Here is a 21,085-nt window from a genome sequence, read left to right as displayed (position 1 = left end):
AGGCCTTCACCGGCCTGTCCGGGCGGATCGCTCAGCGCAGGAAGCGCGCCTCGTCGTCCTTCACCCGGTCCATCCCCTGCAGCCGGAAGATCTCCTCGACCGGCACGATGTCGCGGTCGACATGGTGGATGCCGCCGTCCCGGCGGATGCGGGCGAACACGTCCTGCATCGCCGTCACCGAAGCTCGCAGGGCGTGATTGCCGTAGATCACCATGGCGATCCCGCCGAGCGCCCGGATGCGCGCCTCGTTCATGTCGGGATAGGCGGTCGGCACGATGACGAGCGGCGCCGCGCCGGTCCAGGCGCGCACGAAGCGCTCGATCTCGTCGGGTGTCCTCTGCTTGGAATGGACGAGGATCATGTCGGCGCCGGCCGCCGCATAGGCCGCCGCCCGCGTCAGGGCCTCCTCCTGGCCGCGCCCGGCGATCAGCGCCTCGGTGCGGGCGATGACGAGGAAGTCCCGGTCGCGGCGGGTCGCCACCGCCGCCTCGATCTTGCCCTGGAACTCCTCGATGCGCAGCAGCTCCTGGCGCCCGCCGGCCACGAGGCTGGTGACCTTCGGAAAGGTCTTGTCCTCGATGACGACGGCGGCGGCGCCGGCGCGCTCGTAGTGCTCGACGGCATGGATGACGTTGAGGGCGTTGCCGAAGCCGGTGTCGATGTCGGCGACGATCGGCAGCGCCGACTGGGAGGCGATGGCGCGCACCATGTCGAGATGCTGGGTCATCGAGATCAGGCTGACATCGGGCAGGCCGTAGAGCGCCGAGAGCTCGAAGCCCGAGGCCCAGACCCCGTCGAATCCGGCCTCCTCCGCCAGCCGCGCCGACAGCGGCGAATGCGCCGCCATGACGTGGAGCAGGCCGCGCTCGGCCAACCCGTCCTTGAGTGTCCTGCCTTGGCCCATTCTGTTGTCCTTCGCAACGTTCGACGGATACGGAAGATGCGGCGCTCGCAGCGCGTCCTGCGCCCGGTATCTGCCGATCTCGGCGATGATCAGGTGCAGAAGTCGGGATCGTCGAGCGACGAAGACAGGAGCTCCGGGCCGTTGGCCCGAATGACGAGCTGGTGCTCCAGCTTGACGCCTTCTCCGCCGTCGCGGCGCCCGGCAAAGGTGCCGACGCACAACACCATGCCTTCTTCGATCCGGCCCTGATGGATCGAGCCTTCGGCATAGCCGGGGCGCCGTCCGATGGCCGGGAATTCCCCGGTGCTCATGCCGTTTCCATGGGCGACACGGTGCCATTGCCGATAGTCCTGCGGCAGGTATCGCGCCTTCTCGATGATCTCGGCGAACGACGTGCCGACGCGCAGCAGCGCGGTGTTGAAGGCGATCTGATCATAGGCCAGCCGATACAGGCCCTTCTGCACCGGCGAGGGCCGGTCCGCGCAGACGAAGGCGCGCGACAGGTCCGCTCCGTAGCCCAGCGGTCCGATCAGGTCGCAGTCGAAGCTGACGAGCTCGCCGGCCCGGATCTCCTTCTGGCTCGCTTCCTGGTGCCAGGGATTGGTGCGCGGCCCGGAGGTGAGCAGACGCGTCTCGATATATTCGCCGCCGAGCTCGATATTGGCCTGGTGCAGCTTCGACCACAGATGGAGCTCCGTGATGCCCGGGCGGAGCTCGGCCTTCATCCGCGCGATGCCGGTCTCGCAGACGTCGATCGCCATGCGTATGGCCGAGATCTCGTCTTCCGACTTGATCGACCGGGCCTGCTCCATCAGCTCCTGGGCTTCGTCGAGCACGATCAGCCCCTGATCCTCCAGCGCCCGCATCCCCTGCCGGTCGCACCGATCGACATAGAGGCGCGGCTTGGCGAGGCTCGTTCGGGGGAACCCGGTGAGATCGGCAATCTCGCCGGCGAACTCCCGGACGTGGTCCGGGGCGCCGGGGCCGGCATAGTAGTAGAACCACGGCCGGGCGACGCGCACCTCGTCGATCAGGGGCAGGCCGGCGGCATGGTGGGCCCGGCCGCCGATCTCGAACAGGACGATCGTCCCCGATCGGAGGACGAGGCAATAGCGGGCGGGGTGCCGCATGGTCCAGATCTGCATGTTGCGGGCGCCCGTCGCATAGCGGATGTTGACGGGATCGAAGAGCAGCAGCGCGTCGCAGGCGCGCTTGTCCATCTCGCCGTGCAGCCGCGCCACGCGGTAGCGATGCAGGCGCTCGATGTCCAAGTCATATCGGCCCGGCCGCGAGGGCGGATGGATATCCCCGACCGACGAGGAGGCGAGGCCGTCCTGCCGCGGTGCGTGTCCCGCGCCCGCATGGCTGCCACCGTTCATGATCGGCTCCTTCCGGCGGTCGCTCGGACGGGGAGGGGTGAGCGAGGCCGCCTCATCTCAGCAGCGCCCTCGTGTCCCGGGCCATGCCGGCAAGGGCGGCATCCGGCGCCATGGCGCCGTTGTAGACCTTCTGCATGTAGCCCATGATGATCTGATGGATCTTCAGGCCGTTGGGGCCGGGAAAGCTCGGCCAGGCCACCGCATTGTCGAGGCTCTCGGCGGCGACCCTGATTTCCGGATTCTGCGCGTAGTAGTCGCCCAGCTTGTCCGGCGCCTGGATGGCGATCTCGTTGAACGGCAGGAAGCCGGTCATCTTGCCGAGGACCGTCTGCCCGTCGGGAGAGGCGGAGTCCTTCATGTAGTCCCACGCCAGCTTCTGCTTCTCGGGAGAGGAGGCCTGCAGGACGCTCGCCATGCCCGACGCCGGAATCCCGCCGGTCGGCGCAACCGGATAGGGCACGATGCCCATCTCGAAGACGCCGTTGATGTTCTTCTTGTACTCGGCGATGCCGCTCGACGAATCGACGAGGATGCCCAGGGCGCCCGAGACGAAGGCCTGGCGCGCCTGGGATTTCGTCAGATCGGCGTGGTCTCGCGCGGCCCCCGCACCCGCCAGGATCTGCAGCGCCTCCAGACCTTCCTTGGAGTCGAACGCGATGTCCTTGCCGTCCGCGCTCAGGATGCTGCCGCCGCGGCTCAGCACCAGGGTCATGAAGCTCCAGCTCGAGGAGCCTTCGTAGTTCATGGCGATCCCGCCGCTCCTGGCCTTGATCTTCCTGGCCAGATCCAGGATGTCCGGCCAGGTCCTGGGAAACCTGGCGGGATCGCCGCCGGCCTGCGCGACCAGCGTCTTGTTGAACAGAACGACCATGAAGGACGCGCTGAAGGGGATGCCGTAGGTGGCGCCGTTGCAGCGGGTGACGCCGAGCCGCTTCTCGGGAATGCCGAGCGTGCGCCATTGCGGGTCGCTCTCGATCAGCGCGTCGATCGGCTTGGCGATGCCGCGCTCCGCCAGGAGGCAGAGGTCGGAGACGCCGTAATAGCCGACGTCGTGGCCCGCGCCGATCAGGGATTGCCGGAGCGCGATGGCGAGCGTGTCGTTGTATTCGAGCGTGGGCTCGAGGCTGACCCGGGCGCCGGCATGGGTGCTCTCGAAGCGCTGCTTGAACGCCCGTTGCACCGGATTGATCAGGTTGGACGCCGAGTAGAGGACATCGAGGTCGGCAGCCCCGGCGTCGGCCGCGCAGAGGGCGGGGCCGAGCAGAGATAGGAACATCGCCGCGGTGACGCTGAACAGCCTGGGCATGGATCGATTCCCTCGGGTCTGAAACGGTCTTAAAGAAGGGCCTGTTTCGCTGCGCCGCCCGTCAGGCCTTCGACGAACCGGTGCCGGGCGCCCGGGAAGGCGATGAAGGTCCCCGGCGCGACGGGCACGAAGACCGGGCCGGGCACGGGCAGGATCACGGCCTGCAGGGGCGCGGGCCGGATAGCGGCGCCGTCGATGCCGTGCCGGTCATCGCCCGGTCCCCCGGATCCTGACGACCGTGGCGCGATGAGCGCCGTTCGGGAGCAGGCGCCGGCCGTCCGCGGCGAAGACGAGGACACGCTCCGGCTGAAGGCCGAGATGCAGGACCTGCCCCACCTCGATGTGCGGCGCCCGCTCGGCCAGCAGGCGGGCGATGACCGGGGCCTCGCACCCCGGCACGTCGAGATGGACGAAAAGGTCCGAGCCCATGTGCTCGATCAGCCGGACCGAGCCGGTCAGCGTGTTCGGGCCGCCCGCATCCGCCGGACGGAACGCCTCCGGGCGGATGCCCAGGCTCACGGCCGTTCCGGGCGGGGCATCGGCGTCGACGGCGAATGCCGTGCCGGCCGCATCGACGGTGCCCTTGTCGCGCACCGTCCCGGCCAGCATGTTGATCCGCGGCGAGCCGACGAACTCCGCCACGCGCCGGTCGTTCGGATCGGCGTAGATCTCCTGCGGCGGCGCCACCTGCAGCAGATCGCCGTCCAGCATGACCGCGACGCGGTCCGACATCGTCATCGCTTCCGACTGGTCGTGCGTGACGTAGACGAAGGTCACGCCGAGGCGCCGGTGCAGCTCCTTGATCTCGGCGCGCATCTGGACGCGCAGCTTGGCGTCGAGGTTGGACAAAGGCTCGTCCATCAGGAACACCGCGGGGCTGCGCACCATGGCCCGGCCCACCGCGACGCGCTGGCGCTGGCCGCCGGAGAGCTGCCCGGGCTTGCGGGCCAAGAGATGGCCGATGTCGAGCGCCCGGGCGGTGCGCACGACGTCCGCCTCGATCTCCGCCGCCGCCCGGCGCGTGCCGGGCAGCAGCCGGCCGACCAGGGGAAGCCTTTGCCAGGAGGACAGGCGCCGCATGCGCAGCGGCAGCGCCATGTTGGCGGCGACCGTCATGTGCGGGTAGAGGGCATAGGACTGGAACACCATGGCGACGTCGCGCCGCTTCGGCCGCAACCCGTCCACGCTGCGCTCGCCGATCGACACCGTGCCGCCGGTCTGGATCTCCAGCCCGGCGAGAATTCGAAGCAAGGTCGACTTTCCGCAGCCGGAGGGGCCAAGCAACGTCAGAAATTCGCCGTCGGCGATTTCCAGAGAGACATCGCGAAGCACGGTCGTCGCGCCGAACGACTTTTGTATTCCTTGGATGGAAATCGTCGCCATGGCATGGTCCTCTATCGGCGACTCTGAGACCGCCCCGTGATCGACGATGAAAGGTTTGCGTTCACGCAGATTTTAGTATGACGGGATGTATCGGCGATCTTTGCGACCGATCAATTACAAATCCGTCGCAACCATCGCATAACTCGATATGAATGCGATGATTCCGGATTGACCGAGCGCAGCGCGGGGGAGGGCGATCCATGCCGGACAATGGCGACCTGCCGCTCAATGCCGTGCGCGCTTTCGTCCAGATCGCCCGGGACGGCGGCGTGACGCGGGCGTCGCGAAGCCTGGGCATCACCCAGAGCTCGATCAGCCGCCACCTTGCCGTCCTCGAAGCCTATTTCGGAACCAAGCTGATCGAGCGGCGCGGGCGCCAGAGCGTGCTGACCGATTTCGGGCGCCTGTTCGCCGACGCCGTCACCGAGCCGTTGGAATCGATCCTGTTCACCGCCAAGCGGATGCGTCGAAACGACCGGGCCGGGACGAGCCGCCTGGTGGTGCGCACGTCGCTGTCGACCTTCGCCTATACGCTGCTCATCCCCAACCTGCGGGATTTTTCCCAGGAGATGGGCGGGGTGGTCGTCGACGTCATCAGCGCGCTCTCGGCGCCGGTCTCGACCGACAGTTTCGACGTGCTGGTGACGCGCGACCTGGTGCTGACCGAGCCGGCGGATCGCTGGGACATCTATGACGAGCAGCTCGTCTGCGTCGGGGCGCCGGACTGCGTCGCCGGGCGCGGGCTCGAGGCCCTGCGCACCACGCCGGTCCTCGCCGTCACCTCCCGGCCCGACATCCTGCCGGCCTGGCTGCGCGGGATGGACATGAAGACCGCGGACATCATCTCCGGCGCGCGCTACGACCATCACTATCTCGCGCTGCCGGCGGTCACGACCGGGCAGGCCCTGCTGGTGACGCCGCAGATCGTCGTCGCCGATCTGATCGGCAAGGGGCTTCTGGAAGTCCTGCCGGGCTCGCGGGCTCCCAGCGGCATGCAGTACCGGGCCTATGCCGTCGACCGCAGCCACAATCCGGACCTCGCCCGGGCCTTCTGCCGATGGCTTTCGAGGCTGTGCCGGAAGGTGACGGCGCTGGAGTCCGCCGGGGCCGAAGCCTGATCGGGACCTGCGGCCGGGTTCGACGCTCCTGAGCCGACGATGGCGGCCGGGCGATCGTCCGCGATCGGCTTGACACCCTCAAACATAGACAACTAGGATATCTCTGAGGCGAGCGAAGGCGGCGGCTGCGATTGCCGCGAGACCGGTGCCTTCGCCGGCATGTCCGGCAGGCGCCATGGACCTCACAGGCAGGGAAGCGCGATGAACGATGCCATGGACGAGCGGGTCATTCCCGACAGGCGGTCGATCGATCCGACGCGTCCGAACTGGATGGAGATCGACCTCCGGGCGCTCGATCACAATTTCGGGGTGATCCGGGCGATGGTGGGTCCCGATGTCAGGATCATCCCCTGCGTGAAGAGCGCGGCCTTCGGCCACGGTCTCGTCGAACTATCGCAGCGGCTCGTCGAGCTCGGCGCCCGGACGATCTTCTGCGGCTCCTGCGCGGACGCCGGGATGCTTCGCCGCGCCGGCCTGGACCGGCCCGACCTGGTCATTTTCGGCAGCACCTTGCCCGCGGGCATTCCGGCGCTCCTCCGGCTCGGCCTCATCCCGACCGTGCATCAGCTCGAATTGGCCGAGGCCGTCTCGTCCGCCGCGACCGGGCCGACCCGGGTCTATGTCAAGGTCGATTCCGGCCGGGGCCGGCTCGGCCTCCCGATCCGCACGGCGGAGGACACGATCCTGTCGATCGCACGCATGCCCAACATCGTCATCGAGGGCCTCTACACCCATCTGCCCTTCGCCGACGCCGAAGGGGCCGCCTTTGCCCGGGAGCGCACGCGGCGCTTCGGCGATCTCGTCGGGAGGCTGCGCGCGAGGGGCCTGGATATCCCGGTCACGCAGGCGCGTTCCAGCTCCGGAATCCTGTACGGCATCGAGGACGGCTGCAACGCGGTCGCCCCCGGCAGCCTCCTCTTCGGCAAGACCTCGCTTCCCCTCGCCATGGCCGACGTGTCCGGGCTCCGTCCCGTGCTGTCCGCCGTGCGCACCCGCATCATCCACCTGTCGGCGGACGCTGCCGACCGGACGCCCGGCACGGCCCTGCGCTATGCCGATCTCGTCACCGGCCCGACCGGCGTCGTCCCCTTCGGCCGCGCGGACGGCCATCCCGTCGCGGCGCCGGGCCGATCCGCCTTCGCCCTCGTCAAGGGCGTCAAGGCGCCGGTCCTGTCGGTCTCGTCCGAGCAGGCCGTGCTCGATCTTTCGGACGTGCCGTATCCGGCGGTGGGCGACGAGGTCACCATTCTCGGCGCGGATGGAGGGCTCGCGATCACGCTCGCCGATCTTGCCGGCTGGCAAGGCTCGTCGATGAACGACGTGCTGCTGATGATGCGGGGACGAACCCCTCTCCTGTTCATCGAGCGGTGATCGCCATGAAGGTCGTCCTGATCGGCGATCCGCACGTCAGGGTGCGGGGCGAGCGCGTGCGCGGCATCGATTCCGCCGGACGGCTCGACACCTGCGTCGCCCGCATCAACGCGATCGCCGGCGATGCCGACCTGTGCGTCGTGATGGGCGACAATGTCGACGTCCCGAGCGAGGCCGCCTACCGCACCTTTCTCGACGGCCTGAGGCCGTTGCGGATGCCGGTCCGCTGCCTCCTCGGCAATCACGACGACCGGGCGATCTTCCGCACGGTGCAGCCGGACCTGCCCTGCGACGAGCACGGCTTCGTGCAGAGCACGATCGAAACGGACGCCTGCGTCCTCGTCTTCCTCGACACCCACAAGCCCGGTTCCGAAGCCGGCGAATATTGCGCGCGCCGATTGTCCTGGTTCCGGCGGACGTTGCGCGAGGCGGGCCGGAAGCCGGTCTATGTCTTCATGCATCATCCGCCGTTCAGGACCGGGTTCTTCATTGATCATGCCGGGCTCGAAGCGCCCGAGGCGCTCGTCCGCGCGATGACGGACGCCGGCACCGTCCGCCACGTCTTCGCCGGCCATACGCACCGGGCGGCATCGGGGTGCTGGAACGGCCTGGCCTGGTCGACCCTGCACGGCATCGCCTATCAGAACGACTTCGAGCTTCTCCCCGCCAAGCCCAACTATCGGGGCGGCCCGGCCCAGATCGGCGTCCTTCTCCTCGACGGGGGCGAGAGCGTCCTGCATTTCCAGGACAGTCTCGAGCCCTATCCCTGCATCGCCTATAGCGGCCGCTCGCTGCGCGAGCCGGGCCCCGCCTGAGCCGCCTCACTCGTAGAAGTCCGGCGCGTGCCGGAACGAGGCCCAATCGTCCGGATCGTGCGAGATCCACAGCGTCGCCTGCAGGCTTTCTTCGAGCTGCTTCAGCCGGCGGATCGACTGCACCGAGAGCAGCGTGTTCCAGTCGGACGGCATCGGCCGCTCGCCCACATAGCCCGACCGCAGGTGCGCGGTGTCGATGGCGAGCAGGAAGGTGCGGCTCGGAAGGCGCACCAGGACGCTGCTGTTGCCGGGCGTATGGCCGGGCATGTGCAGGATGACGATGCTGCCGTCGCCGAACAGGTCGTAGTCGCCGGTGAAGAAGCGCCAGTCGAAGCCACGCGTCGGCTCGAGGTCCTCCCGGCGGAACAGCGGCGCGGCCGGCATCGGCCAATAGGCGTATTGCAGCTCGCCCTCGCCGATGACGAACCGGGCGTGCGGGAAGAGATACATGCCCCCCGTATGGTCCCAATGGGCATGGGACATGACGACATGGGTGACGTCGGTCACGTCGTAGCCGATGAGGGCGAGCTGGCGGTCGACGGCCTGCTCGGGCTTGAAGTCGATCCGGCACTTGTCGGCCAGCGCCCCATAGACCGCGCGGGCATCGACGGCGGCCGCGGGCACGAGCCCGGTGTCGATGAGGACCAGCCCGCGCTCGTGCTCGATCAGGAACACGGGAACCGGGATCGTCACCGTGCCGGTCTCGCCGACGACGAGGACGTGGCGCGGATCCGTCAGCGTCGGCCCGTTGAGCGCCCAGAGCCGCTTGGCGTGACCCGTCATCGTGACCTCGCGAAGGATGATGCGTTGGGGGGATCGGCCGAGCCGCGGACGCAGCCGTCGACTCGCCGGCATGGTGGCCGAGTCGCCGGCCGGCAGCAAATGGCGACGGCCGCCGTGTGCGATTGCGCCTGGCGCCTGCCTCCGGTCGCGCTATCACTGAGCGGGGACGGATGTGAGGCGGCACATGATCGACGGCAACACGCTGATCGCCTGGGGCTTCAAGCCGGGCAAGTGGTTCAAGCCGGCGATCGAGGCGCTCAACGCGGCCCGGGCCGGCGGCATGGACGAGCAGGGGCTGTTCGAGCTGGCCCAGCGCCTGGCGCCCGTCGAGACCCTGCTGCGCACCAATGCTCTGTCCTACGGCGTCTTCCTCGACCCGCAGACCGAGCTCGAACGCGAGAACCTGGCGGCCGTGACCGCGCATATGGACGCCCTGATGCGCGTGCCGACCATCGTCGCCGGCGCGGTGATGCCCGACGCCTGCCCTTCGGGCTCGGCGCCGGGCACGATTCCCGTCGGCGGCGCGGTCGCCTGCGAGGACGCGATCCATCCCGGCTTCCATTCCGCCGACATCTGCTGCTCGATGGCGATCTCGGTGTTCAACCGCCGGGACGACCCGAAGGCGATCCTGGACGCGGTTCAGGCCGTGACGCATTTCGGTCCGGGCGGGCGGGAGACCCCGCTCGCGCCGCCGGCCCATCTCGAGCGCATGCGCGACAATTCCTTCCTGCGCGACCTCGCCGGCTTTGCGGTGCATCATTTCGGCACGCAGGGCGACGGCAACCATTTCGCCTATGTCGGCCACCTGCGCTCGACCGGCAGCCCCGTGCTCGTCACCCATCACGGCTCGCGCGGCCTCGGCGCCCAGCTCTACAAGAAGGGCATGGCGGCGGCGAAGCGGCACACCGCGATCGTCGCGCCCCGGGTGCCCGCGCACAATGCCTGGCTCCAGGCCTCGAGCGAGGAGGGCAGGGCCTATTGGGACGCGCTGCAGCTCGTGCGCCTGTGGACGCGCGACAGCCATTTCGCCATTCACGACCTCGCCGCCCGCAGGCTCGGCAACCGGATCGCCGACCGCTTCTGGAACGAGCACAACTTCGTCTTCCGACGCGACGACGGGCTCTACTACCACGGCAAGGGCGCCACGCCTTCCTGGAGGGGCTTTTCGCCCGACGACGACGGCCGCACGCTGATCCCGATGAACATGGCCGAGCCGATCCTGATCGCCGCCCATAGGGATCGCCGGGATGCGCTCGGCTTCGCGCCGCACGGGGCCGGGCGCAACCTCAGCCGCGCGCAGCATTCCCGCCAGAACGCGGGTTCGCTGGCGGGGGAGCTGGCGGGGCTCGCGGGGCGCGGTCTCGATATCCGCAGCTTCTGCGGCATCCCGGACCATTCCGAGCTGCCGAGCGCCTACAAGAGCGCTGCGGCAGTCCAGGCCCAGATCGCCGCATACGACCTGGCCGAGGTGACCGACCATGTCGACCCCTACGGCTCGATCATGGCCGGCGACTGGGAGCAGGACGCGCCCTGGCGCCGGAAGGGGAGGGGATGATGAGTTTCGACACGGGCCAGGTGGAGGAGCTGACGATCGACGGCTATCGGCTGGTGCCGACATGCCGGGCCTGCCCGGAGCAGTATGACGTGCTCTGTGACCAGAAGGCGATCGGATCTGGGCGACGGCGGCCTAGCGCGTTGCTCCGGCTTTCGGGTGCGCATCCTATGTGCCGACCAGGCATCCCAATGTCGACTCTTGGGACGCCGAGGCGTCCCCACCTGTGTCATACAGGTACCTTTCAGGCGTCGAGCGAGAAACCTGCGAAATTCCAATACTCCCATAGACAGCAAGGCGTTCACCGCGCAAGGAACGGAATTTACTCTACATTTCCGTACAGTCTCTGGATCGCTGCGCGGATCTCAGGTGCCTCATCACCGAGAAATCCAAGATTGTTGAGTGAACTCATCATCTCGTCTGTCGTCAAATCCTCAGAAATTTCATCGGTATGTTCTCGCGCGAAATCATAGAGTTTAGAAGCGTATGTGTATATTTCACAGTTGCTAATGATGTATTGCTCGATATTAATTTTAAGAATCAACTCTCTCCGATCTAATGAATTTGATCTTACGTGCATGGATTTAAGTCTCGCGTCAAGTACTTGAAGCTCGGCCAATATTTTAACTATTGGGCGACTTTGATTAAAATTTGAGTATTCAATAAAATCTCGAAGAAAACTGACGGTGCCGTCAGAAATGGTCGGGAAATTGGTTTTCGCGGCTATTCTGTTTGAAAGCACGCCGTCTGCGCACTGAGTAATAAGTTTTCTTAACACTCCAACATTATGTTCACAATATTCGCTGATGGAACTCAGGGCGAGCGACAGGGATGCGCGATTGGCATAGTTTCGTTGTTGTCGACGTTCATTTTCAATTCTTCGATCTTGGCTGATCTGGGTGTACAACAAAACCGCGCCAACACCGGTAACGGCCATCGTCAATATCGTACCGAATATTGACTGCCACTTAAATGCCCAATCGACCGCATTTTTGTCCGCGGCAGCGATACCCAGAAAGTAGCCTGCGATAAGCGTAAGAACAATAGCAATAAGAGACCATATATGACCGTGGTTTTTCATCGTCCACCCGCGATGCAGAATTGTCTTACAGCTATTGCATCCGGCGAATGTTTAATTGCGCCAAGTTTGCTTCAGCTCCTGATCGAACCACATTTCGGCATCGTAGTCCGGGTCGCCTTTCGATCGAAAACTCAGATACTGAGAATGTCCTATCTCCAGGAGCCACGCCTTGAAGGCGCTGAAACTGGATATCTCGCCCGATGCCGGACCGAGCCCGGTCTCGGCCGCCCACCGGTGGGTCAAATGGCGGATTGCCTTCTTGCATTCGGATTTCTTGAGCATCTGGTTCCACCGGCGTCTTTCTTGCCAACGGTCACTGCGGGATGTTGATCCATCCCTTACTGTTGAGCGCGACAGGCATGCCCTTCGCCGCCAGCGATTGCTCGAGGTGCGGAAACGTGCCTGAGATGATGTCGTCCCAATTGCCGGCCTCGCATCGCTTGCAAATTGCCTCGTTCCAGGACTGAAGCCGCCCGTCATAGACATGCTGGCCATGCTGGAACCGGCCACGGCAGAGGAAACAGGTGATCATGGAGCGATAGTCCGTCGAGCCATCGGGCTTGTTGGAACGTCGCATAGGCAAGCTCCAGAGGGATGAGATCGTGCCAGTAGGGATGATGCTACCGAGCCATTGGAGGCGCCCCGTCTGATCTGAAGGTCGCCGAGAAGCTCTCCTTTGCGATCGCCGCCGAGCACGAGACGGTTGCGGGTTTTCCCTTCCATGGGTCTGTGAACCGGCAGGTTCCCCGCGCTGCGGCTCGAAATGGCGCGCGCCCGCTTCCATCGATCTGCAACCCGACGGATGAAACCGGCAGGAAGGCGTCCCCTTTGCGTGGTCCAAGGCCAGGTCCGCTGCCGACGAAGGCAAGCACGGTGTCCTTCGCCCGGAACGTGAAGACAACGGTGCCGTCACCATAGGTCTCGCTTCCCACCCTGCTGAGACACGAACTGGTCCGGTTGGATCCAGCGATAATCAGCTTGGTGCACTGGCCGGTGAGCACGAGCAGCCCTTGGGACTGGCTCGCAGCGCTGTCGAATGGCGCTGCGACCATGGCCGCCACAAACAGCCACCGGACCATCAAATCCCCCTTGCCTCGGAAGCTTGCCGTTGCGGCAATCATGGCGGAAAGTTACAACGAAATGCAACCAGCGGCACTCGCCAGGAGTGACTTCTCCAATGATTCGGATTGCAACCGTCGTTGCGCTTGCGACCTGCAGCGCGTTTCCGGTCCTTGCGAAGGATCCGGCAAAGATCGTCGGCACAATCAAGGCCTTCCAGTGCGGCGACAACTGCTATCTGACCATCGCCACGGCCGCAGGCAAGGAGATCGTCGGCCTGTGTGTGGCCAAGACCTGCGACCCCTGGAACGAGGCGACGGAGATCCCGAAAAACCTGATCGGCCGTGGCGTCTCCGTGACGCTCGGAAAGGGTGTGCAACTTAGCGGTGAAGGCGAGAGCATGGGCAGCTTCCGCTCGTTCACGACTGTGAAACTGCTGCCGCGGTGAAGCCCTCTTCTGGCAGCCCGTGCTGAACCTTTGCCCGTAGGGATGCCGACAGCCATAAGGAAGGGGCGGGCGCGGTGCACGGACCCCCTTCATCGTCGTCCGGCGAGGCTTCACTCACGCTGGGCGATGATCAAGGGGTGTCTGCATTGCAGGCCCCCTTCCCCCCTTGGCTGCGCCTGAAGGCGAGTCTCCGTCTCGTGCCTTCATAGAGTTGCGATGATCGAGTCCGCCACTCCGTTGATCTGGGTCTGTATCTTTCTGATCAATGCGAGCTGTGCGGCGGACCATTTCTGCTTGTCTCCTGACAAGCCCTTCACCTGCTGGTGCTGGTCTAACTTTGCCGCAGGAACGTTCAGCCATAAACTGTTTTGGATAAGAACATTCATGTCCTCAACTCTGCCAATGTTAAAGCTCGCTCCTCCTGTATTTCGAACAGGAGTATATTTTTCGATATTCAAAAGTAATTCCCCGGCAAGATTTGAATTCGCCTCATCAATTTTTTGGTAGTGAGCTTGGTCGGCTCTCAACATCTTATCAGATCGAGTATCGAATCCATTAAAAATCCAACCAGCGTATACAGGTTTGCCAAGATCGTCATATTCTTTAGATCCATAATTATTTTGCTTGAAGCGCGCCACGCCGTTTGCCCAATCCGCCACGAACTGAGGCAACATTTGCGCGATCAGGCTGATACAATATTCGCTAAATGGATCTGATGTGCATGGAATAATAAGGTAGTCGGACGAATATAGGGCTGATCTAACAAGTCCTCCGAAAGAAGGAGGTAGGTCGACCATGACATAGTCAAACTCCTCGCCAGCTTGCTTCAATTTGGCTTCTAACATGCGTATTGCTGTGAATTTCGCAATGCCGTTTCCAGTTAGTAAGTCACTACCTACGCTGAGCGCGTCAGAATACACATTGAGCCAAAAATATCCGGCGACGATCTTGACGTTTTGATTTGTATTCGGTCCTGTATGCGTCTAAATAGGGCCCGGACCTGTGTTTTGCAAATAACCTTGCAAGAACGCGCGTATTGTTTTGCCAGAGACAACATCGCTTACGATATCTTTGAATGAATTTCCACCAAGCATTGCAATAGATAGATTGCATTGTGGGTCAAAATCAATAAGTAGGACTCGTTCTCCCCTCTCGGCCAGAGCGTCCGCAAGATTCCAAGTTAGAGTGGTCTTTCCAACGCCGCCCTTGTTGTTGAATGTGCTGATGAATTTTGCCATTCACGCGCCTTTTCGAATCATGAGCGGCGAATTTTAACAGGTCCCGGAAACAAGTGAACGGATCTTCCTTTGGAGAAGGGATATTTTGCCCGTGCGCTGGTCGACACATAACAGGACCGCCGAATGCTTCGGTGACGACAAATGCTCGGCGGCATCGACCGCAGCCGGTCCGCGCAGGTTCGGCGCGCGAGGCGCGATCCGATCCTCTCAGAAGGTGTGGTCATGGTGCCCACACGTTTCCGGCCGAGGCCGCGACAGGCCGCCCCAAGCTTGAGTTCATCGACGGCTGGCTACACGCCGACCGCCTTCCTGAGGACTTCGTTCATGCGGCTCTGCCAGCCGGGGCCGACAGCCTTGAAGCGCTCGATCACGGTGGCGTCAAGACGGAGCGAGACGAGCACCTTACGGGGCTCTTTCTGCGGGCCCCGGAAGCGGCGCGCCTTCGCGAAATGCTGCTCCGTCCATTCAAACGTGTCGGGGTCCGCGGCGATTCCCGCCTGGATCGCAGCTTCCTCTTCCGGCGTCACGGCCTCGGCGGAGGCGAGCGCCATAGCGCGCAGTTCCTCAGATGTTTTCGGCATAGTATCTGCGTTCCTTGCTTGTGGCCTTGCGCAGGCTGATGACGCGAATGATGCCGCTCCGCTCTGATGTAAGGTGGCGTCGATGAAGCCGAGGGCCGTCTAGCGCAACTCGCCGTAGTCTTCGCGATCGTCGATCGTGACGATGGCAGTTTCCCAATCGAACCGGCTCGCAGCTTCCAGCGGGACGCCATGCTTGGCGAGGTTGCTCGCGCTCTTGCCCGCATCGAATTCGATCATGGGCAGAGTGTAGCTACAGACTGCCCCTTCTGTCGAGCAGATTGTAGCTACTGGTGGTCCGCGCGTTCCAGCGCGTGCGATCTCGTCCTGCCCGAAGGGATATGTGTCATGCACGGCTGAAAAATCGGCTTTGCCGCGAACGGCATGTCGGAGCGGCGAACTCTCGATCCGCTTTTCGAAGACAGGCGAACCCGTCTTCTGGCCGGCCGGCCCGAGTTGCGGGGCGCGCTGGCGAAGACGCCGAAGCACGATGCCACTCTCAAGGCAGGGATGCGCGGGGTTGTCGAATCCTTCGACGCCGAACCGAACAGACAGCGGACGAAAGCTGTCAAACCTTCCCGGGAAAGCGCCAAGCCATGACGGGCGTCATCCGGACGGTTGCGGCAATGGCAAGCCTGATCAAAAGCTTGCGTGGTACAGTTGGGTGGACTCGAACCACCGACCTTCGGAGCCACAATCCGACGCTCTAACCAACTGAGCTACAACTGCATCCGCGGGCGGACGTTTACGCGGAACGCCCGGGCATTTCAAGAGCGATGCTGCCGAGAAAGCAGCCATGAAAAAGGCCCGGAGCGGGTCCGGGCCTGGGGCATGTGTCGAGCGGGTGGATCAGGCCTGGAACTTCAGGGCCTTCTCGAACTGGGCCTTGATCGGGCCGGCCGCCTCGGTCGAGAGCTTCTGCGCCAGCTCGCCGAACTCCTTGACCTGCTGCGTCGCCGTCTCGGCCTGCTTGCGCAGGAAGGCGGTGTTGAGCTCGATCGCATCCGACAGCGTCTTGACGCCGAGCAGCGACAGGGCGTGGTCGAAGGACGCGTTGGTGTTGGTGCGAGCCGTCTCCAGCGCCTTCTGGCCGAGGGCGGTCACGCCCTTGGAGGCGGTGGAATAGGTGCCTTCGATCAGGTCGGAGGTCTCGTCGGCGGCGAGCTTGAACTTGGCATAGGCGTCCTTGGCCTGCGCCACGCCCTTCTCGGCGAAGTCGCGCACGGCGGCGGGCACTTCGAGCTTGGCGACGGTCTCGAACGGCGTTTCGATGGAATCGGACTTGGGTTTCGGCTGGGCCATTTCTGTTTCCTTGGGGAAAGGCGGCATGAGTCGAGCGCCGGTCCGCCGCCCGAACATTCCAGACCGGCTCTACGCATTCTTGGGGCGGCGGGCTACCGTGCCCGCTCCCTACGTCCAGGCCCGCCCTATACGTCATTTTCTTGTGCAACGCAACATCATGTTGCGATGCACAATGTTCATACCAATACCCCTCAGATTGCAGCCCGTCACTCCTTCGGCCGGGTCACGCCGGCCACCAGCTTGGAGGTGGCGGTGCCGATGTCGCGGGCCTGCTCGCCGAAGCTCTGAATCTGGCTGCGGATGAATTCGCTCTGCAGGCGCAGGATCTCCTCGGCGTCCTGGGCGTGGACGAGGCGCGAGGCGAAGTCGAGCGCGGCGGAGACGTTCTGCTCGGCATAGCCCATCGCCTTGCGGCCGATGTCGGTGGCGCCGGACTGCACCGACTGGGTCGATCCCTCCAGCGTGTCCGCGGCCCTGTGGGCAGCGCCCATGAAGCCGTTGAACGCCTTGCGCGCCTGATCGACACTCTTTTCCGCAAAGTCCCGCATCTCCGTCGGGATTTCATAAGAAGGCTTGGCGACCATGCCGCGTTCTCCATGGGGCGCTGTAAGGCCCGGACTCGCATCGCCGCTCGCGCGAGGGCTGGCCACGCCCGGCAGCCGGACGAGGCTGGACCGGGCCCCCGCCGAGCCGGATCCGCCCCCTGAGCATAGCGCCGGCGCAGCATTTTAACCATGCCGGACACTCCCTGTGTTAACCGGCCCGTCTCGCATTTACCGTTTTATTTTCCATCTATATTCATACTTTGTTAGGGTTGTTGGCACCCGTCACGACCGCTGCGGGATATTGTGATGACCGACGCGACGCTGTTCTCCGCCTTTGCGGGCGATCGCCGGCTGGACGGATTGGCGGCCGATCCGCGCCCGGCTTTCGTGTGGAGCGTCGAGGGACGGCTGCTGTGGGCCAATGCGGCGGGCGCGAGCGCCCTGGGCGTCACGGTCGCGGACGTCGCGGGCGGTCGGGCCGCGACGGGCGCTCTCGCCGGAGATGCCGCGCGCATCGCCCGCGTCGTCCAGGGCGGCGGGGCCGCCAGGATCGAACGGCTGCGCTTCCCCGGTCTCGGCCGGCTGGCGCCGGTCGCCTGCGCCTGCCGCCGGCTCGAGGCGCCGGACGGCGCCGCCGTGCTGCTGATGACCGCGACCGAGGTGCCGCGCTGGCTGCGGCGTGGGCCGGCGGCGGAGCCGGCCGCGGGCCTGCCGAAACCCGCGCCGGAGACCGCCGAGCCGCCGACCTGGCGCTGGCTGCCGAACGAGGAGGGCGCCGCTCCCCTGCGGCCGGGCGGTCCGGCCGCAGAGACCGCACCGGCCGCCTCGGAGAGCCCTGCGCCCCCGGCGGCGATCTCCGCCGATGCGGCCCCGGCTGCGCCCGTGCTCCAGCCGGAAGGATCGGCGGACGGCGATCGCCCGGCAGACCGGGCCGAGGCTGAGGCCGGGCCGCCGCCGGAAGCGGCGGCGGAGCCTGCCTTCGCCGAACCGAGCGCCGGCCCGGCTCCGGATCTCGCCGTTGCCGGCGAGGCCGCCGGCACCCCGCCGGATCTGGCGGCCGGCGGGCAGCCCGAGCCGCCCGCATCCCCGGCCGCCGAGCCTGAGGCGGAGACGGCCGTGCCGGTGCCCGAACGGCTGCCGCTACGCACGGCGCCGATCCGCTTCGTGTTCCAGACCGCGGCCGACGGCCGCTTCGTCTCGGTTTCGCCCGAGCTGGCGACCGGCATCGGCGAGGCTGCGACGCTATGGCACGGCCGGCGTTTCGCCGAGGTCGCGGCGGAGGCGGGCCTCGACCCGGACGGCCCGCTGGCCCGCGCCTTTGCCGGCCAGGCCACCTGGACCGGCCTCGGCGTGACCTGGCCGGACCCGGCGGCGCGCACGCTGACCGCCATCGAGATGAGCGCCCTGCCGGTGTTCGACCGCAACCGCGCCTTCCAGGGTTTCCGCGGCTTCGGCATCTGCCGTCCGCCCACCATCATGCCGGATGCCGGCGAGGCGGCTGGGGAAGCCACGCCGGCTCCGTCCGCCGCGGCCTCCCCCGAGGCGGAACAGTCGCCGCCGGCCATCGTCCCCGATCCGCCGGTCGCGCCGGTCGCCGCGGCCGAACCGGAGCAGCCGATGGACGGCGCAACGGCGCCGGAGGCCCGCATCCAGGCCGAGGGGGCCGCCCCCGCCGGCGAGGCCGCCGCGCCGGTCCCGGCCGAGGCGGAGCTGCCGATCTCGCCGGCGACAATGGTCGGGCCGGAGGAGGCGGTGCCCGGCGTGGCGGAGCCGGGAGCTGGCATCCACGCCGTGGCGGAGCACCCGGCCGGTGAAGGCGCCGCGCCGGTTCACGCCGAGGCTGAGCCGCCGCTGCATGCCGTGGCGGAGCCGGTTGGCGGCGTCCATGCCGAGGCGGAGCCCCCGGCCGGCGAAGGCGCCGCGCCGGTCCCGGCGGAGGCGGAGCGGCCGCTGCACGCCGTGGTGGAGCCGGTTGGCGGCATCCATGCCGAGGCGGAGCACCCGGCCGGCGAAGCTGCCGCACCGGTCCCGCCCGAGGCGGAGCCGCCGGTCGCGAGCACCGCCACCGAGGAGGCGCGGCCCGTTTCGGAACAGGCCGCCGCGGACCGCCGGGAGCCTGCGACCGATGCCGGCACGACGCCGGTCATTCCCCTGGCCGCGGCGCGCGAGGCGCGTGCCCTGAGCGATTCGAACGTGGTGCGGTTGCACCAGGGCCGCCCGGTCGCGCTCGACCGGCCGGCGCTCTCGCCGTCCGAGCGCAATGCTTTTCGCGAGATCGCCCGCGCCCTCGGCGCCCGGGTCGAGGGCGACGAGGAGGGGCCGCCTGCATCCGCCGGCCAGCGCGTGCCGGATGCGCCCGCGGAGCCGCAGCCCCCGGCGGATGCCGCCGGCACGGCGGAGCGAGCCGAGGCGCCGGCCGGTGCCGTCGACGCGGCCTCGCCGACGGTCGAGGCCCCGGCGGACCGGCCGAGCGCCGTCGCCGACGAGGCGCGCTGGAGCGCGGACGACGATGTTGCCGGGGCGAAGGCCAAGGCGCTGGTCGAGGCGGTGCGCCGGCAGCTCGCCCAGGCGGAGCCGTCCGCCCCGCCGCAGGCCGTGTCGGCCGAGAGCGCCGAGCCGGCGCGCGAGGGCGCGCCACCGGAGACGCCCGTCCACGCCCTGTCCGACCGGGACTCGCCCGACCAGGCTCCGCAGGGATACGTGCCGCTCGGCTTCATCGACCGCCTGCCGCTCGGCATCCTGGTGGCGCGCGGCGAGGACCTGCTCTTCGCCAACCGCACCCTGCTCGATCTCACCGGCTATGCCGATATCGAGGCCATGCGCCGGGCCGGCGGCCTCGAGCGGCTGTTCGCCGGTCCGGGCCCGCTCGGCCGGCCGGACGAGGACGCCGCCGGCGCGGGCGTGCTGCTGCGCCGCGCCGACGAGGAGACCATCGCGGTCGACGGGCGCGTCCAGACCACGCCCTGGAACGGGGAGAGCGCGCTGCTGATCTCGATCCGGCGGCGCCTGGTGCTGCCGGTCGAGCCCCCGGCGGCGCCGCCGCCAGGGGATACCTCGGCCGAGGATGCCCGACAGGCGGCCCTTGCCGCCGGGCGCCGGGCCGACGAGCTGCAGGCGGTGCTCGACACCGCCACGGACGGCGTCATCATTCTCGACGCCGACGGCAGCATCGTCGGCATCAACCGCAGCGCCGAGGCGCTGTTCGGCTACGAGACCGAGGCGATCGCCGGCAAGAGCCTGGCCATGCTGCTGGCGCAGGAGAGCCATCGGGCTGCCTTCGACTATCTCGACAGCCTGCGCCGGAACGGCGTCGCCAGCGTGCTCAACGACGGCCGCGAGGTCACGGGCCGGGTGCGCCAGGGCGGGCTGGTGCCGCTCTCCATGACGCTCGGGCGGATCGGCGAGGCGGACGGCAGCCGGTTCTGCGCCGTGCTGCGCGACATGACCACCTTCAAGAAGGCCGAGGCCGAGCTCACCGATGCCCGGCGTCGGGCCGAGGACGCCTCCTCGCAGAAGTCGGACTTCCTGGCCAAGATCTCGCACGAGATCCGCACGCCGCTGAACGCCATCGTCGGCTTCGCCGAGCTGATGATGGAGGAGCGCTTCGGCCCGCTCGGCAACGACCGCTACCGTGCCTATGCCCGCGATATCCACGCCTCCGGCGGCCATGTCATCAGCCTGGTGGACGACCTGCTCGACCTCTCCAAGATCGAGGCGGGGCGGATGGAGCTCTCCTTCGCCAGCGTCGACCTCAACGAGGTCGTGCAGCAGGCGGTGGCGATCATGCAGCCGCAGGCCAATGGCGGCCGGATCATCATCCGCAGCGCCCTGGCCCCCCGGCTGCCCAATGTGGTGGCCGACGGCCGGAGCCTGCGCCAGATCGTCCTGAATCTCCTGTCGAACTCGGTGAAGTTCACCCCGCCCGCCGGCCAGATCATCGTCTCCACCACCCTGTCCGAGCGCGGCGAGGCGGTGCTGCGCGTGCGCGACACCGGCGAGGGCATGACCGAGAAGGAGCTGGCCGTGGCGCTGGAGCCGTTCCGCCAGGTCGCCACCGCCAGCGCGAGCGCCCGCGGCACCGGCCTCGGCCTGCCGCTGACCAAGGCGCTGGTGGAGGCCAACCGCGCCACCTTCTCCATCCAGTCCGCCAAGAATGCCGGCACGATCGTCGAGGTGGTGTTCCCGCCCATGCGGGTGCTGGCGGAATAGAGGGCGCCGCGCGG

At 66.7% G+C, this 21,085-nt stretch carries 20 protein-coding genes and 1 tRNA gene; 6 read left to right on the top strand and 15 right to left on the bottom strand.

Annotation, left to right across the window (positions count from 1 at the left end; translation table 11 throughout):
* Positions 1 to 31: 31 nt before the first annotated feature.
* The 4 genes from QO011_RS28305 to QO011_RS28290 all read right to left on the bottom strand — a co-directional run bounded on the left by QO011_RS28305 (position 32) and on the right by QO011_RS28290 (position 4,972).
* Positions 32 to 904 (bottom strand): phosphonopyruvate hydrolase, encoded by an 873-nt coding sequence (locus QO011_RS28305; RefSeq protein ID WP_307279788.1) that lies wholly within the window; start codon positions 902 to 904, stop codon positions 32 to 34.
* Between the two features lie 89 nt (positions 905 to 993).
* The gene (locus tag QO011_RS28300) at positions 994 to 2,283 is read right to left on the bottom strand and encodes a M24 family metallopeptidase (protein WP_307279786.1); all 1,290 of its coding nucleotides are present in this window, start codon (positions 2,281 to 2,283) and stop codon (positions 994 to 996) included.
* A gap of 52 nt (positions 2,284 to 2,335) precedes the next feature.
* Positions 2,336 to 3,589 (bottom strand): extracellular solute-binding protein, encoded by a 1,254-nt coding sequence (locus QO011_RS28295; protein WP_307279783.1) that lies wholly within the window; start codon positions 3,587 to 3,589, stop codon positions 2,336 to 2,338.
* A gap of 207 nt (positions 3,590 to 3,796) precedes the next feature.
* Positions 3,797 to 4,972 carry an ABC transporter ATP-binding protein gene (locus QO011_RS28290; protein ID WP_307279781.1) on the bottom strand — a complete coding sequence of 392 codons (1,176 nt, stop codon included), beginning with the start codon at positions 4,970 to 4,972 and terminating at the stop codon, positions 3,797 to 3,799.
* A gap of 200 nt (positions 4,973 to 5,172) precedes the next feature.
* Between QO011_RS28290 and QO011_RS28285 the strand changes: the two genes are divergently transcribed.
* From QO011_RS28285 to QO011_RS28275, 3 genes are all read left to right on the top strand, one after another.
* Entirely contained in the window at positions 5,173 to 6,090 is a 918-nt protein-coding gene (locus QO011_RS28285) for a LysR family transcriptional regulator (protein WP_307279778.1), read from the top strand.
* Between the two features lie 201 nt (positions 6,091 to 6,291).
* Positions 6,292 to 7,461, top strand: a complete 1,170-nt coding sequence (locus tag QO011_RS28280) for an alanine racemase (RefSeq protein ID WP_307279776.1) — start codon at positions 6,292 to 6,294, stop codon at positions 7,459 to 7,461.
* Between the two features lie 5 nt (positions 7,462 to 7,466).
* A complete protein-coding gene (locus QO011_RS28275) occupies positions 7,467 to 8,276 on the top strand; it encodes a phosphodiesterase (RefSeq protein WP_307279774.1) in 810 nt (269 codons plus the stop codon).
* Between the two features lie 6 nt (positions 8,277 to 8,282).
* Here the strand turns inward: QO011_RS28275 and QO011_RS28270 are convergent, their stop codons facing one another.
* On the bottom strand, positions 8,283 to 9,059 hold the full coding sequence (locus QO011_RS28270) for an N-acyl homoserine lactonase family protein (protein WP_307279773.1): 777 nt from the start codon (positions 9,057 to 9,059) through the stop codon (positions 8,283 to 8,285).
* Between the two features lie 184 nt (positions 9,060 to 9,243).
* On the opposite strand from QO011_RS28270, the gene QO011_RS28265 reads away from it, so the two are divergent.
* Positions 9,244 to 10,614: an RtcB family protein gene (locus QO011_RS28265; protein ID WP_307279771.1), complete on the top strand. Its 1,371-nt coding sequence runs from the start codon at positions 9,244 to 9,246 to the stop codon at positions 10,612 to 10,614.
* Positions 10,615 to 10,933: 319 nt separating this feature from the next.
* Here QO011_RS28265 and QO011_RS28260 read toward each other — a convergent pair whose 3' ends face one another.
* Genes QO011_RS28260 through QO011_RS28250 form a run of 3 tightly spaced genes read right to left on the bottom strand, consistent with a single transcriptional unit; the run spans position 10,934 to position 12,269 of the window.
* Positions 10,934 to 11,692 carry a hypothetical protein gene (locus tag QO011_RS28260; RefSeq protein WP_307279769.1) on the bottom strand — a complete coding sequence of 253 codons (759 nt, stop codon included), beginning with the start codon at positions 11,690 to 11,692 and terminating at the stop codon, positions 10,934 to 10,936.
* 51 nt (positions 11,693 to 11,743) lie between these two features.
* Positions 11,744 to 11,974, bottom strand: coding sequence for a hypothetical protein (locus tag QO011_RS28255; protein WP_307279766.1), 231 nt, complete (start codon positions 11,972 to 11,974; stop codon positions 11,744 to 11,746).
* 31 nt (positions 11,975 to 12,005) lie between these two features.
* A complete protein-coding gene (locus QO011_RS28250; protein ID WP_307279762.1) occupies positions 12,006 to 12,269 on the bottom strand; it encodes a hypothetical protein in 264 nt (87 codons plus the stop codon).
* Between the two features lie 600 nt (positions 12,270 to 12,869).
* On the opposite strand from QO011_RS28250, the gene QO011_RS28245 reads away from it, so the two are divergent.
* Positions 12,870 to 13,199 (top strand): hypothetical protein, encoded by a 330-nt coding sequence (locus tag QO011_RS28245; protein ID WP_307279760.1) that lies wholly within the window; start codon positions 12,870 to 12,872, stop codon positions 13,197 to 13,199.
* 203 nt (positions 13,200 to 13,402) lie between these two features.
* Here the strand turns inward: QO011_RS28245 and QO011_RS28240 are convergent, their stop codons facing one another.
* From QO011_RS28240 to QO011_RS28210, 7 genes are all read right to left on the bottom strand, one after another.
* Positions 13,403 to 14,119 carry a ParA family protein gene (locus QO011_RS28240; protein WP_307279758.1) on the bottom strand — a complete coding sequence of 239 codons (717 nt, stop codon included), beginning with the start codon at positions 14,117 to 14,119 and terminating at the stop codon, positions 13,403 to 13,405.
* A gap of 63 nt (positions 14,120 to 14,182) precedes the next feature.
* Positions 14,183 to 14,437, bottom strand: a complete 255-nt coding sequence (locus tag QO011_RS28235) for a ParA family protein (protein ID WP_307279755.1) — start codon at positions 14,435 to 14,437, stop codon at positions 14,183 to 14,185.
* 290 nt (positions 14,438 to 14,727) lie between these two features.
* Entirely contained in the window at positions 14,728 to 14,988 is a 261-nt protein-coding gene (locus QO011_RS28230; protein WP_307279753.1) for a BrnA antitoxin family protein, read from the bottom strand.
* 129 nt (positions 14,989 to 15,117) lie between these two features.
* A complete protein-coding gene (locus tag QO011_RS28225) occupies positions 15,118 to 15,255 on the bottom strand; it encodes a BrnT family toxin (RefSeq protein WP_307279751.1) in 138 nt (45 codons plus the stop codon).
* A 412-nt stretch (positions 15,256 to 15,667) separates the two neighbouring features.
* A tRNA-His gene (locus QO011_RS28220) sits at positions 15,668 to 15,744 on the bottom strand.
* A gap of 120 nt (positions 15,745 to 15,864) precedes the next feature.
* Positions 15,865 to 16,317: a phasin gene (locus QO011_RS28215; RefSeq protein ID WP_307279748.1), complete on the bottom strand. Its 453-nt coding sequence runs from the start codon at positions 16,315 to 16,317 to the stop codon at positions 15,865 to 15,867.
* Positions 16,318 to 16,523: 206 nt separating this feature from the next.
* Positions 16,524 to 16,901: a phasin gene (locus QO011_RS28210; RefSeq protein WP_307279746.1), complete on the bottom strand. Its 378-nt coding sequence runs from the start codon at positions 16,899 to 16,901 to the stop codon at positions 16,524 to 16,526.
* A gap of 267 nt (positions 16,902 to 17,168) precedes the next feature.
* Between QO011_RS28210 and QO011_RS28205 the strand changes: the two genes are divergently transcribed.
* Positions 17,169 to 21,071 carry an ATP-binding protein gene (locus QO011_RS28205; protein WP_307279744.1) on the top strand — a complete coding sequence of 1,301 codons (3,903 nt, stop codon included), beginning with the start codon at positions 17,169 to 17,171 and terminating at the stop codon, positions 21,069 to 21,071.
* The last annotated feature ends 14 nt before the right edge of the window (positions 21,072 to 21,085 follow it).

Origin of the sequence: Labrys wisconsinensis, from assembly GCF_030814995.1 — a bacterium.
Lineage (GTDB): Bacteria > Pseudomonadota > Alphaproteobacteria > Rhizobiales > Labraceae > Labrys > Labrys wisconsinensis.
This window is presented reverse-complemented; position numbering and strand designations above follow the sequence as displayed.